Source organism: Mesorhizobium sp. WSM3864 (genome assembly GCF_002294955.1).
In the GTDB taxonomy this organism is placed as follows: domain Bacteria; phylum Pseudomonadota; class Alphaproteobacteria; order Rhizobiales; family Rhizobiaceae; genus Mesorhizobium.
In genome coordinates, this window is sequence record NZ_NSGD01000009.1 from 21,310 (window position 1) to 33,289 (window position 11,980).

Below are 11,980 nucleotides of genomic sequence, written 5' to 3' on the forward strand. Positions count from 1 at the left end.
CCAAGCCCACCCGTCCGCGCCTCGCGGAAGCGCGGCTGCTATTTTGTCAGACATATTGCCGCCGAAATCGCCTTTTCACCCTTGCTCCCGAGGCCGGCATGGCTAGGATGCGCGCCGGCCAAAGGGAGACAGAAATTATGATGCCATCGGCGCGTTTCGCCGACCTCGACGGCGCCTCGGTGTTGATCACCGGCGGCGGTTCCGGCATCGGCGCGGCGCTGACCGAGGGCTTCATGCGGCAAGGCGCCAAGGTCGCCTTCATCGACATCGCCGACAAGCCCAGCACGGCGCTGGCCGACCGTCTGGAAAAGGAGCTTGGCCAGCGTCCGCTCTATCTCAAGACCGATCTGCGCGACGTCGAGGCGCTGCGCGCCGCGGTAGCGAAGGCGGCAAAAGCGCATGGCGATGTCATTGCGCTGGTCAACAATGCCGCGCTCGACGATCGCCATGAGGTGAAGGATGTCACCATCGAGTTCTGGGACAACAACCTAGCCATCAACCTGCGGCCGCATTTCTTCACCGCCCAGGCGGTGGCGCCGGGCATGAAGCGCGCCGGCGGCGGCTCGATCATCAATTTCAGCTCCACGTCCTACCTCATCAACCATCCCGATCTGCCGGCTTACACCGCCGCCAAGGCCGGTATCCTCGGTCTCACCAAAGGCCTTGCCGGCAAGCTCGGCGCCGACGGCATCCGCGTCAACGCGGTTGCGCCTGGCTGGGTGATCACCGAACGTCAGCGCGAGCTTTGGGTCACCGAGGAGGCGCTTGCCGCCCATGTCGCCAAGCAATGCATCAAGGAGCCCATGCAGCCCGACGACATTGTCGGCACGGTGCTGTTCCTGGCGTCGGACGCCTCGCGCATGCTGACCGCGCAAATGCTGATCGTCGACGGAGGCGTGCTGTGAGCGGCGCGCCTGCGGTCGCCGCCCTCGACTGGGGCACGACCAGGCTCAGGGCCTGGCTGCTTGACGGCGCGGGTCAGCTGCTCGCCGAGCGGCGCGGCGACGACGGCCTGATCACCGCGCGCGAAAAGGGTTTTGCGACGGTGCTGGAGGGCCATCTCGCCGCCATGGGCGCGCCGGAGTCCCTGCCCGTCATCATCTGCGGCATGGCGGGTTCCCGCCAGGGCTGGATCGAGGCGCCATACGTCACCGTGCCTGCCCCGATCGGCGCCATCTTGGCAGGCGCCGCCTGCATCGAAGGCGAGCGCCGCGACATCCGTATCGTGCCCGGCCTCGCCCAGCGCCTCGCCGACGCGCCGGATGTGATGCGCGGCGAGGAAACGCAACTTGCCGGCGCGAATCTGCCGCCAACGGGGCGCCACATCGTCTGCATGCCGGGCACGCATTCCAAATGGGTCGTGGTCGAGGACGGCGCGGTCGCCGGCTTCGGCACCTGGCCGACCGGCGAGTTGTTTTCGGTATTGGCCGCGCATTCGATCCTGAAACATTCGCTGGGCGAGCATCCGGCGCCGGTCACGGCGGATAGTCCGTTTTTCCGCCAGTGGTGCGAGCGGGCGCTGAGCGAAGGCGGCGACGTCACGTCACAGCTGTTTGCGATCCGCGCCGCCGGGCTGCTGCAGGATTTGAAATCCGACGAGGCGGCGGCTTGCCTGTCCGGGCTGTTGATCGGCGGCGAAATCGCTTCGGCGAAGCGGCGCTACGGCGTCGGTGGAGCGCCCGTCGTGCTGATCGCTTCCGGCGCGCTGGCTTCGCTCTATGGCGCCGCTCTTGGCTTCGCCGGTCTTGCTTTTCGGGTCGTCGATGCGGATGAAGCGGTGCGCGCCGGCCTTGTCGAAGCCGCGCGCGAGAACCGCATGATCGGAGGCGACGCGTGACGCAGACAGCACCCTTTCCCAGACTGAAACGCGGGCTGGTCGCCATCTTGCGTGGCCTCAAGCCGACCGAGGCGATCTCAATAGGCCAGGCGATCTTCGACGCCGGCATCGAGGCGATCGAGGTGCCGCTCAATTCGCCGGAACCGTTTTCGTCGATCACCAGGATCGCCGAAGTCCTTCCGGAAACCGCGCTGGTCGGCGCCGGCACGGTGCTGACGGCGGCCGATGTCGATGCCTTGCACAAGGCCGGCGGCCGGCTGCTGGTCAGCCCCAACATCGATGCCGATGTCATGGGCCGCGCCATGCAGTATGGCATGGTGACGATGCCGGGCGTGTTCACGCCCACCGAGGCCTTCCAGGCGATCAGGCTCGGTGCTTCGGCGCTTAAATTCTTCCCGGCAAGCGTGCTCGGCGCTGGCGGCATTTCGGCGATCCGCGCCGTGCTGCCGGCAACGGCGCTGATCGGCGCCGTCGGCGGCGTTTCGGACAAGGATTTTGCCGGCTACAAAGCCGTCGGCGTCAGCGTCTTCGGCTTGGGGTCGAGCCTTTATAAGCCGGGCGCCAGCGTCGATGAAGTGGCTGAGCGCGCCCGCGCCGCGGTCGCGGCCTGGGACGAAGCCTTCGGAGGGATTTGATGGACAGCGTTTCGGTCTTCAGCGATCACATTTGCCAGTTGGGGGAGGGACCGAGCTACGATCCCGGCACCGAGACACTGTTCTGGTTCGACATCGTCAATGGCAAGCTTCTGGAAAAGCCGCTCGCCGGCGCGCTGAAAATCCATGATCTCGGCGTGATGGCCAGCGCCATCGCCGTCATCGACGATGCCCGCCAGCTGATCGCCACCGAGACCGGCCTGCAGGTCCGCGATGTGGCGACCGGCAAGTTGACGCTGCACACGCCGATCGAAGCTGACAATCCGCTGACCCGCTCCAACGATTCCCGCGTCCATCCCTGCGGCGCGTTGTGGACCGGCACGATGGGCAAGGACGAGGGCAAGGGCGCCGGCGCGATCTACTGGTTCTTCAAGGGCGAGCTTCGCCGACTGTTCTCCGACATTACCGTGTCCAACTCGATCTGCTTTTCCGACGACGGGACGATCGCCTACTACACCGACACCGCGACCGGGCTTCTGATGCGCGTCGCTTGCGATCCGGCGACCGGCCTGCCGACGGGCGAGCCGAACATCTTCGTCGATCATCGTTCGCAAAAAGGCTATGTCGACGGCTCGGTCGTCGACCGCGACGGGGTGCTGTGGAATGCCGTCTGGGGCGGCAAGGCGGTGAAGGCGTATTCGCCGGACGGCATGCTGCTGCGCGAAATCCCGATGCCGGTAACCCAGCCTTCCTGCCCCGCCTTTGTCGGGCCGAACGCCGACCGCCTTGCGGTGACATCGGCCTGGAAAGGCAAGGACGACAAGCAGCGCAAGCTCGATCCTCAGGCCGGCATGACCTTCCTGCTCGACATTCCGGTCCGGGGCCGCTTCGAGCCGCGCGTGCTGATCGCCTGAGCGGCTTGCGCATTATCGCTCGCTCAGGTCGGTTTCCTGAAAGCCGATTGCAACCGCCATGCGATGGTAGCACCAGACTTTTCTGGGAGCTTCCATGCCGAGCAACGGGCCGACGCTGATCCTTGTCCATGAGCCGGAGAAGGCTTGCTTCGACCGGCTGGTCGCAGACGGCTATCCGGGGGAACGCGCAACCGAGATCTCGTCCTATCTGGCGCAGTCGACCGACCTCGCGCCCGAATTAGGCCAGCTCGCCGCCGCTTGCGAGACGCGCGGCCTAACCTTCATGGCCGTCGAGCTGGACGACGCCGCGACCGTGTTGGCGAACGCCGATCCCGCCAAAACCCTGGTCTGGACGCTGACCGACGGCATCGCCTATTTCCGCGGCGGCGCTTCGCCTGCGCTGGCAAGGCTGAATGGACTGAAGACGATCGGCGCCGACGATTCGTTGTTCGCGCTCTGCCAAGACAAGTTCTGCTCCGGCGCCGTGCTCGGCGCGCTTGGCCTGCCGGTGCCGCCGGCCGGGCTGGCCCGCAATGGGAAATGGCTGGTCGAGCCACCGGCCTCGTCCGCCGGCTGGTTCGTCAAACCCAACCGGCTCGGCGCCAAGATCGGCATCTGGCCGGATTCGCGCTGTCGCGATCTTGGTCATGCGCAGGAGCTCAGCCGGCGTGTCTTTGACCATTATCGCGACGATGTCGTCGTCCAGCCTTATGTCGCCGGCCGCAATGTGCGGGCAAGCTTCCTCGGTCTGAAGCCGGATACCGGCGTCGAGGCGCTCGGCATCGCCTTCGTCGAGTCCGGCGGCGACTTCCAGACCATGGCCGACTCTATGGCGCTCTATGGCGATAGCGGCCAGGCCGCCAGGGACGCAGGCACCTATGCCGAGCCGGAGCTCGAGCAGGTCGCCGTCCGACAGCCGGCGGCCGATCGCGCTATCCGCGCCATCGCGCAGGAGCTGATCGCCGGGCTTGGCCTGAAGGACGTCTTCTCGGTGGACTTCAGGGTCGAAGCCGACGACACCGTCCATCTCATCGAGTTCGAAGTCTGTCCCGGCCTGCCCTGCTTCGATTTCCGCGACTATTGCCGCAGGCAATGGAGCATGAGCCTGGCGGATGCGATGGCGGAGACGGCGACCAGCCGGCTGAGGGCATAAGCTTAGGGATTGGACCGGCCTGCGGCTGCGGAGCGGCTTTGAGACGCCGGCGAAGGATCGCTGCAAATCTCTATTCTGCGCCACCGCCTTCCTTGATCATGTCAAGGCAGAACGATTCAGACGAATTAAACGCCCTCGACCAGCACGATCTCGCCGTCGGCCACTTTCTGGCGAATGTCGACGGCGCGCTGATATTCCGGCGAGTGGTAGCAGTCATGCGCGGCGGCAAGCGATTCGAACTCGATGATCACGTTGCGCGCGCGGCCGGGCCCCTCGGCCTTCTCATGCTTGCCGCCGCGCGCCAGGAATTTCGCGCCGAAGCGCTCGAAAGCCGGTTTGGCGGCGGCGACATAGTCCTTGTAGCCTTCCGGGTCGCGCACATCGACCCGGGCAACCCAATATCCCTTTGGCACTCTTTTCTCCTGTTTCTTTTCGCGAGCAGACGGACTTATGCCGAGCACATTTCGGCCAAGATAGCCTCAGCCGCCGCGCGCCGGTCCGCAGCCTTGACGATCGGCCGGCCGACGACAAGGTGGCTGGAGCCGTTGCGGATCGCTTGCGCCGGCGTCACCACACGCTTTTGGTCGCCATGGTCGCTGCCGCTCGGCCGTATACCCGGCGTGACCACGGCCATGTCGGGACCGACGATCCGGCGCACGGCTTCGGCCTCCTCGGCCGAGCAGACGATGCCGCCCATGCCGGCATGCAGCGCCTGTTCGGCGCGCCTCAGCACCAGCGTGTGCGGATCGTGTTCATAGCCGGCATCGATCATGTCCTGCTCGTCCATCGAGGTCAGCACGGTCACCGCGAGCAGGCAGAGATCGCTGCCCTTGGCTGCTTCCACCGCCGCCTGCATAGCCTTGGGATAGGCATGCAGTGTCAGCATCGAGACCCCCATCCTGACGATATTCTCGACCCCCTTGGCCACCGTGTTGTCGATGTCGAGCAGCTTCATGTCCAGGAAGACCTTGGTGCCGCCGCTGGCGAGCTCGCGCGCGAAATCGAGCCCGCCGGCAAAGGCGAGCTGATAGCCGATCTTGTAGAAAGAGACGCTGCCTTCGAGCTCGCGCACCGTCTGTTCGGCTTCTTTCAGCGTCGGCACGTCGAGGCCGACGATCAGCCTGTCGCGCATGGTCTCGACCGGATGCATCAGACCTCGATCCTCACGGACAGCATGCGCGAGGTTTCGATCAGTGTACGGCATAGGCGCTCCATCGATTGATGCAGTCTGGCGTCGCGGAATTGTCCGTCCTCGGCGAAGGCTTCATCGGCGCCGGAAACCGAGCATTCCGGCGTGATCACTTCCATCTGGCAGCGCACCAGCACTGCGCGCAGGTGGTTGATGCAGCGTATGCCGGCAAACTTGCCCTCGGAGGAGGAGCAGAGCGCGACGGGCTTGCCGTAAAGCGGCCTGAACGAGCGGCTGCCGTCGCGCCGGAGCCGGCTCACCCAGTCGATGGAATTCTTCAAGAGCGGCGGGATCGAGCCGTTATATTCAGGCGTCGCGATCAGCAGCCCGTCATGGGCGGAAATCTGATGGCCGAGCTTCACGGCATTCTCGGGAATGCCTTTGTCCTTCTCAAGATCCTCGTCCATGATCGGCAACGGATAGTCGCCGAGCGAAATGCGGGTCACCTCCGCACCCTGCATGGCGAGTTCCTTTTGCGCGACATCGGCCGTCCGGCCGCTGAAAGCGCCGGTGCGGATCGAGCCTGCGAAAACGAGGATTCTTGGGATTACTGCCATCGGCCACCTGTCGAACGACGTATAGGCCGAAGAGCGATCAATCCCCAAGCGCTTTCGATGGCCAAGCGCTTTCGGTCAACATGCCTCGCGTCGGTAGATCCACAGCTGCGTCGGCGGAATGTTGCGGATGATGAAATCGAAATGCTTGACCGTGTAGTCGCCGCGGCCGGGCGGGATCGGCGACAGCGGGCCGTAGGTCAGCTGCACGATCGGCCGGCCGACGGGAATGCGGTCGAGCAGGCTTTCGATGTAGGCGATGCGCTGGGCGACAGGGAAATTGAGCAGCGGCACGCCGGAGACGACCGAATCGAACACCATGTCGCGCTTGTCGCCGAGTGTTGCGTCGAGGTTGAAGGCGTCGCCCTCGATGACGTTGACGCGCGGGTAGAGCCGGCGCAGATGGCGCACGAAGTCGGTCGAGTATTCGATCGCATAGAGGTTCTCCGGCTTCACGCCCTGGGCGAGGATGGCACGGGTGATGACGCCGGTGCCGGGGCCGACCTCCAGCACCGGCAGGCCCGATTTCGGGTTGACGATCGAGGCCATCTTGCGGGCGGTGACGGAACTGGTGGGAACGATCGAGCCGACAGCTTTCGGCTTGTCGATCCAGCCTTTGAAGAACTTCAGCTCGTCGTCGAATTTTTCCGTCAGCGCTTTGCGCAACCCGGGACCACGTGCCATGCGAGCTCTCCTCAACGCTCCCCGACTCGCTACTTAGCAGCTAGGTGGAACAAGGCAAGGCAAGATCTGGCATAAGATGTTGATGACGTTGAGGCAGCGCGTTAACCCCTGCCGCATCCCACTCAGGGTTCGCCGAAGGATTCGAAAAAGTCCTTCATGCGGGCGAAGAAGCCGCTCGACTGGGGCGAATTGTCCTTCGAGGAGAGCTGCTCGAACTCTTCCAGGAGCTCGCGCTGGCGCCGCGACAGGTTCTGCGGCGTCTCGACCGCGGTCTGGATGTAGAGATCGCCGACATTGGGCTGCCGCAGCACCGGCATGCCCTTGCCCTTCAGCCGGAACTGGCGGCCGTTCTGGGTGCCTTCCGGCACTTTCACCTTGGTCTGAGTGCCGTCGAGCGTGGTGACCTCGAACGAGCCGCCGAGGGCGGCGGTCGTCATCGAGATCGGCACCTTGCAGTAGAGGTCGGCGCCGTCGCGCTGGAAGAATTCGTGCGGCTTGACGGCAAGGAAGATGTAGAGGTCGCCCGATGGGCCGCCGCGCAGGCCGGCCTCGCCCTCATTGGCAAGCCGGATGCGGGTTCCGTCCTCGATGCCGGCCGGGATGTTGACCGACAGCGAACGCTCCTCGGTGACGCGGCCCTGGCCGGCGCATTTCGGGCAGGGGTCTTTGATCGTCTGGCCGCGCCCCTGGCATTGCGGGCAGGTGCGCTCGATCGAGAAGAAGCCTTGCGTTGCCCGCACCTTGCCATGGCCGTGGCACATCGCGCAGGTGACCGGCTGCGTGCCGGGCTTGGCGCCGCTGCCGGAGCATTCCGAACAGGAAATCGATGCCGGCACGCGGATCTGCGCCGTCTTGCCCAAAAACGCCTCTTCCAGCGAGATTTCCATGTTGTAGCGCAGGTCGGCCCCGCGCTCGCGGCCGCCCGACGAGCGGCGCTGGCGGCCACCCATCATGTCGCCGAAAATGTCTTCGAAGATGTCGGCGAAGCCGCCGGCGCCGAAGCCGTGCGCGGCGCCGTTCATGCCGCCCTGCTCGAAGGCGGCGTGGCCGAAACGGTCGTAGGCCGCGCGCTTCTGCGGGTCCTTCAGCGTCTCGTAGGCTTCGTTGATTTCCTTGAACTTGTGCTCGCAGGCATGGTCGCCGGGGTTGCGGTCGGGATGGAACTGCATGGCGAGTTTGCGGAAAGCGCTCTTCAGCTCCTTGTCGTCGGCGCCTTTTTGCACGCCCAGCGTTTCGTAGAAATCAGCTTTCATTTTTTCCCGCTGTCCGGATGCTCAATGTCTTCAAGCATTGTCGCGTCGTCGCCGGCACGTTGTTCGATTTAGGAGCGATGTTGCCCGGATGCCAGAGCCGAGCCGGGCTCACCGGTGTTTTTCCGTCAATTTTTGGGCCAGGTCCGCACTTTTTCGGTGAAGGTTGCAAAAAAGCCCGGCCTTGCGCCGGGCTTTTCGCATTATTTGGCCGTCAGCCGGCTCAGGCCGACTTCTTCTTGTCGTCGTCTTCGTCGATTTCCTCGAAGTCGGCGTCAACCACGTCCGAATCCTTGGCGGCGTCCGCCTTGGCGTCGGCTTCGGCCGCTTCCTTCTGCGAGGCCTCGTACATGGCCTGGCCAAGCTTCATCGAAGCTTCGGCGAGCGACTGCGACTTGGCCTCGATATCGGCCACGTCATCGCCTTCGGCTGCGGACCTCAGCGCCGCAATCGCGTCGGCGATCGCGGTGCGGTCGGCCTCCGAGACCTTGTCGCCATAGTCCTTGAGCGACTTCTCGGACGAATGCACCAGGGATTCGGCCTGGTTGCGGGCCTCAACGAGGGCGCGGCGCTTCTTGTCGGCCTCGGCATTTGCCTCGGCGTCCTTCACCATCTTCTCGATGTCGGCATCGGACAGACCGCCCGAAGCCTGGATGCGGATCTGGTGCTCCTTGCCGGTGCCCTTGTCCTTGGCAGAGACGTTGACGATGCCGTTGGCGTCGATGTCGAAGGTGACCTCGATCTGCGGCACGCCGCGCGGAGCCGGCGGAATGCCGACCAGGTCGAACTGGCCGAGCAGCTTGTTGTCGGCCGCCATCTCGCGCTCGCCCTGGAAGACGCGGATGGTGACCGCCGACTGCGAATCCTCGGCCGTCGAGAATACCTGGCTCTTCTTGGTCGGGATCGTGGTGTTGCGTTCGATCAGCCTGGTGAACACGCCGCCTAGCGTCTCGATGCCGAGCGACAGCGGCGTCACGTCGAGCAACAGCACGTCCTTGACGTCGCCCTGCAGCACGCCGGCCTGGATGGCGGCGCCGAGCGCGACGACCTCATCCGGGTTGACGCCCTTGTGCGGCTCCTTGCCGAAGAACTGCTTCACGATCTCCTGGATCTTGGGCATGCGGGTCATGCCGCCGACCAGCACCACTTCGTCGATCTCGCCCGCCTTCAGGCCGGCATCCTTGAGCGCCGCCTTGCAGGGGTCGATGGTGCGCTGCACGAGGTCCTCGACCAGGCTCTCGAACTTCGCCCGGGTGAGCTTCATCGTCAGGTGCTTCGGCCCGCTGGCGTCGGCAGTGATGAAGGGCAGGTTGATCTCGGTCTGCGTCGTCGACGACAGCTCGATCTTGGCCTTCTCGGCCGCTTCCTTCAGGCGCTGCAGGGCGAGCTTGTCGGCCTTGAGGTCGATGCCTTGCTCCTTCTTGAACTCGGCCGCCAGGTACTCGACCAGGCGCATGTCGAAGTCCTCGCCGCCGAGGAAGGTGTCGCCATTGGTCGACTTCACCTCGAAGACGCCGTCGCCAATCTCGAGCACCGAAATGTCGAACGTGCCGCCGCCAAGGTCATAGACGGCGATGGTCTTGCCGTCCTTCTTCTCCAGACCATAGGCAAGTGCGGCAGCCGTCGGCTCGTTGATGATGCGCAGCACTTCGAGGCCGGCGATCTTGCCGGCGTCCTTGGTCGCCTGGCGCTGGGCATCGTTGAAATAGGCCGGAACGGTGATGACCGCCTTCTCGACCTTCTCGCCGAGATAGGCTTCCGCCGTTTCCTTCATCTTCTGCAGGATCATGGCCGAGATCTGGCTGGGCGAAAGCTTCTTGCCGCCAGCCTCGACCCAGGCATCGCCATTGTCGCCCTTGACGATCTTGTAGGGGACAAGCTTCTTGTCCTTCTCCGTCACCGGATCGTCATAGCGGCGGCCGATCAGGCGCTTGACCGCGAAGATGGTGTTTTCAGGATTGGTGACCGCCTGGCGCTTGGCCGGCTGGCCGACGAGGCGTTCGCCATCGCTGTTGATGGCGACGATGGAAGGGGTCGTGCGCGCGCCTTCCGCATTCTCGATAACCTTGGGCTCCTTGCCGTCCATGATGGCGATGCAGGAGTTGGTGGTTCCGAGGTCGATACCGATTACTTTTGCCATTGTTCTAGTCTCTCCTCTAAGCAGGCTCTCAGGACCCTGATAAGGCGTTCCGACGAAAGCCCCTGTTCACAAGAAATTCCGCCACGGTCCCCGGGTTTTCAAGGCCGGGCGGTTGGCGCGTATATAAGAACAGGCGGCACGAGGCGCAAGCATCCTGCGCAACGCATCCACCAAGCCGATCGCCTGCCGGGAACGGTGCTAAATCGCCAATTTTGCGGCCGATTTGCCGCCCGATACGCCCGGACCGAGGTAATCCGGCGCGGGCAAAAACGTCGCAGTCGCCATGATCCGGGCGTGAATGCCTGCGAACGGAGTTGCGCGGAGCTTCAGAAAGATGTGTTTTCCGCCGGCGATCGCTCTTTCGCCCCGGCTGACAGGCGGCCCAGCGGTCAGGCCGCTTGCGACATCGATCTGTGCACGTCTGCCAGGATCTCGAAGGAGCGCACCCGCGCGGTGTGGTCGAACATCTGCGCCGTCACCATCAATTCGTCGGCGCCGGTGCGGCGTACGAAGGCGTCGATGCCCTGGCGGACCGTCTCCGGCGACCCGACGACGGCACAGGACAGCGCCTGGGCCAGCATGGATTTGGCCACGGGATCAAGGTCGCGGTCGTAGTTTTCGACCGGCGGCGGCAGCTGGCCGGGCCGGCCGCTGCGCAGGTTGACGAAGGCCTGCTGCAGCGAGGTGAACAAAAGCTTCGCCTCGGCATCCGTGGGCGCCGCAAAGACATTGAGGCCGAGCATCACATAAGGCTTGTCGAGCTGCGCCGACGGCTGGAAGCGGGTGCGATAGACCTCCAGCGCGTGGTCGAGTTCGGCCGGCGCGAAATGCGAGGCAAAAGCATAGGGCAGCCCAAGCAGCGCCGCGAGCTGCGCGCCATAGAGGCTGGAGCCAAGGATCCAGACCGGCACGTCCTGGCCTTCGCCCGGCACCGCGCGGATGCGCTGGCCTTCCTCGGCCGGCTGGAAATAGCCCATCAGCTCGACCACGTCCTGGGGGAAGTTGTCGCTGGCCTCCAGGTTGCGGCGAAGCGCCCGCGCCGTCATCATATCGGTGCCTGGCGCGCGACCGAGGCCGAGATCGATGCGGCCGGGGAAAAGTGCTGCCAGCGTGCCGAACTGCTCGGCAATCACCAGCGGCGCATGGTTGGGCAGCATGATGCCGCCGGCGCCGACGCGGATAGTCTTGGTGCCGCTGGCGACATGGGCGATGACAACCGACGTCGCGGCACTGGCAATGCCCGGCATGTTGTGGTGCTCGGCGAGCCAGTAGCGCTTGTAGCCAAGCCGCTCGGCATGGCGGGCAAGGTCGAGCGAATTGGCCAGCGACCGCGAGGCATTGTTGCCTTGCGTGATCGGCGACAGGTCGAGAACCGAAAGGGCCGTCATTGGTCAGGTCTCCGCGATTTGCTTCTGCCGCAACCGGGCCTCGAATTCGGCGCGGTCGGGAATGACGATGGCGAACTGGCCTTCCAGCACGTCGGCGAGTCCGGTCGCCGAGGCGATTTCCCGCTGCTCGCTGCGGCCGCCGAGATGATGGATAGACAGGCGGTTGTTGCGCAGCGCGAGATCGAAGTCATTCATGCAGGCGGGTCCGGCTAGACCGGACCGATATAGGCACTCGCCATGGGCGCCGCAAACAGCCGGCCGGACATGCAGATTGGGCC

The 11,980-nt window shown here is 64.7% G+C and carries 13 protein-coding genes; 5 read left to right on the forward strand and 8 right to left on the reverse strand.

Going from position 1 to position 11,980, the window contains the following annotated elements; translation table 11 throughout:
* Window positions 1-137: 137 nt before the first annotated feature.
* The 5 genes from CK215_RS19035 (at window position 138) to CK215_RS19055 (ending at window position 4,497) form a co-directional block, all read left to right on the forward strand.
* A complete protein-coding gene (locus tag CK215_RS19035; protein ID WP_095831925.1) occupies window positions 138-905 on the forward strand; it encodes an SDR family oxidoreductase in 768 nt (255 codons plus the stop codon).
* The gene (locus CK215_RS19040; RefSeq protein WP_095831834.1) at window positions 902-1,837 is read left to right on the forward strand and encodes a 2-dehydro-3-deoxygalactonokinase; all 936 of its coding nucleotides are present in this window, start codon (window positions 902-904) and stop codon (window positions 1,835-1,837) included. Before CK215_RS19035 ends, CK215_RS19040 begins: the two co-directional genes overlap by 4 nt.
* Window positions 1,834-2,472 carry a 2-dehydro-3-deoxy-6-phosphogalactonate aldolase gene (locus tag CK215_RS19045; protein WP_095827319.1) on the forward strand — a complete coding sequence of 213 codons (639 nt, stop codon included), beginning with the start codon at window positions 1,834-1,836 and terminating at the stop codon, window positions 2,470-2,472. Before CK215_RS19040 ends, CK215_RS19045 begins: the two co-directional genes overlap by 4 nt.
* The gene (locus CK215_RS19050) at window positions 2,472-3,344 is read left to right on the forward strand and encodes an SMP-30/gluconolactonase/LRE family protein (RefSeq protein ID WP_170950331.1); all 873 of its coding nucleotides are present in this window, start codon (window positions 2,472-2,474) and stop codon (window positions 3,342-3,344) included. The genes CK215_RS19045 and CK215_RS19050 overlap by 1 nt, the downstream gene beginning before the upstream one ends.
* A 94-nt stretch (window positions 3,345-3,438) precedes the next feature.
* The gene (locus tag CK215_RS19055; RefSeq protein WP_095831836.1) at window positions 3,439-4,497 is read left to right on the forward strand and encodes a D-alanine:D-lactate ligase-like protein; all 1,059 of its coding nucleotides are present in this window, start codon (window positions 3,439-3,441) and stop codon (window positions 4,495-4,497) included.
* A 125-nt stretch (window positions 4,498-4,622) separates the two neighbouring features.
* On the opposite strand, the gene CK215_RS19060 is transcribed toward CK215_RS19055, so the two are convergent.
* The 8 genes from CK215_RS19060 to CK215_RS19095 all read right to left on the reverse strand — a co-directional run bounded on the left by CK215_RS19060 (window position 4,623) and on the right by CK215_RS19095 (window position 11,897).
* Window positions 4,623-4,910 (reverse strand): DUF1330 domain-containing protein, encoded by a 288-nt coding sequence (locus CK215_RS19060; RefSeq protein ID WP_095831837.1) that lies wholly within the window; start codon window positions 4,908-4,910, stop codon window positions 4,623-4,625.
* Between the two features lie 35 nt (window positions 4,911-4,945).
* A complete protein-coding gene (gene pyrF, locus CK215_RS19065; RefSeq protein WP_095831838.1) occupies window positions 4,946-5,647 on the reverse strand; it encodes an orotidine-5'-phosphate decarboxylase in 702 nt (233 codons plus the stop codon).
* Window positions 5,647-6,243, reverse strand: coding sequence for an NADPH-dependent FMN reductase (locus CK215_RS19070; protein WP_067323746.1), 597 nt, complete (start codon window positions 6,241-6,243; stop codon window positions 5,647-5,649). Before CK215_RS19070 ends, pyrF begins: the two co-directional genes overlap by 1 nt.
* Before the next feature lie 75 nt (window positions 6,244-6,318).
* Complete coding sequence (pmtA, locus tag CK215_RS19075; RefSeq protein WP_095776821.1) at window positions 6,319-6,924, reverse strand: phospholipid N-methyltransferase PmtA; 606 nt, start codon at window positions 6,922-6,924, stop codon at window positions 6,319-6,321.
* Between the two features lie 122 nt (window positions 6,925-7,046).
* Complete coding sequence (dnaJ, locus tag CK215_RS19080; RefSeq protein WP_067003083.1) at window positions 7,047-8,177, reverse strand: molecular chaperone DnaJ; 1,131 nt, start codon at window positions 8,175-8,177, stop codon at window positions 7,047-7,049.
* Window positions 8,178-8,397: 220 nt separating this feature from the next.
* The gene (gene dnaK / locus CK215_RS19085; RefSeq protein ID WP_095776822.1) at window positions 8,398-10,314 is read right to left on the reverse strand and encodes a molecular chaperone DnaK; all 1,917 of its coding nucleotides are present in this window, start codon (window positions 10,312-10,314) and stop codon (window positions 8,398-8,400) included.
* A gap of 389 nt (window positions 10,315-10,703) precedes the next feature.
* Complete coding sequence (locus tag CK215_RS19090; RefSeq protein ID WP_095831839.1) at window positions 10,704-11,702, reverse strand: LLM class flavin-dependent oxidoreductase; 999 nt, start codon at window positions 11,700-11,702, stop codon at window positions 10,704-10,706.
* Between the two features lie 3 nt (window positions 11,703-11,705).
* On the reverse strand, window positions 11,706-11,897 hold the full coding sequence (locus tag CK215_RS19095; protein ID WP_067003077.1) for a hypothetical protein: 192 nt from the start codon (window positions 11,895-11,897) through the stop codon (window positions 11,706-11,708).
* Between the last annotated feature and the right edge of the window lie 83 nt (window positions 11,898-11,980).

What these genes read in the sequence shown, in the direction of transcription:
- CK215_RS19035 (WP_095831925.1), top strand. Translation starts at nt 138, where the DNA reads ATGATGCCATCGGCGCGTTTCGCCGACCTCGACGGCGCCTCGGTGTTG.
- CK215_RS19055 (WP_095831836.1), top strand. Translation starts at nt 3,439, where the DNA reads ATGCCGAGCAACGGGCCGACGCTGATCCTTGTCCATGAGCCGGAGAAG.
- CK215_RS19070 (WP_067323746.1), bottom strand. Translation starts at nt 6,243, where the DNA reads ATGGCAGTAATCCCAAGAATCCTCGTTTTCGCAGGCTCGATCCGCACC.
- dnaK (WP_095776822.1), bottom strand. Translation starts at nt 10,314, where the DNA reads ATGGCAAAAGTAATCGGTATCGACCTCGGAACCACCAACTCCTGCATC.
- CK215_RS19050 (WP_170950331.1), top strand. Translation starts at nt 2,472, where the DNA reads ATGGACAGCGTTTCGGTCTTCAGCGATCACATTTGCCAGTTGGGGGAG.
- pyrF (WP_095831838.1), bottom strand. Translation starts at nt 5,647, where the DNA reads ATGCATCCGGTCGAGACCATGCGCGACAGGCTGATCGTCGGCCTCGAC.
- dnaJ (WP_067003083.1), bottom strand. Translation starts at nt 8,177, where the DNA reads ATGAAAGCTGATTTCTACGAAACGCTGGGCGTGCAAAAAGGCGCCGAC.
- pmtA (WP_095776821.1), bottom strand. Translation starts at nt 6,924, where the DNA reads ATGGCACGTGGTCCCGGGTTGCGCAAAGCGCTGACGGAAAAATTCGAC.
- CK215_RS19095 (WP_067003077.1), bottom strand. Translation starts at nt 11,897, where the DNA reads ATGAATGACTTCGATCTCGCGCTGCGCAACAACCGCCTGTCTATCCAT.
- CK215_RS19090 (WP_095831839.1), bottom strand. Translation starts at nt 11,702, where the DNA reads ATGACGGCCCTTTCGGTTCTCGACCTGTCGCCGATCACGCAAGGCAAC.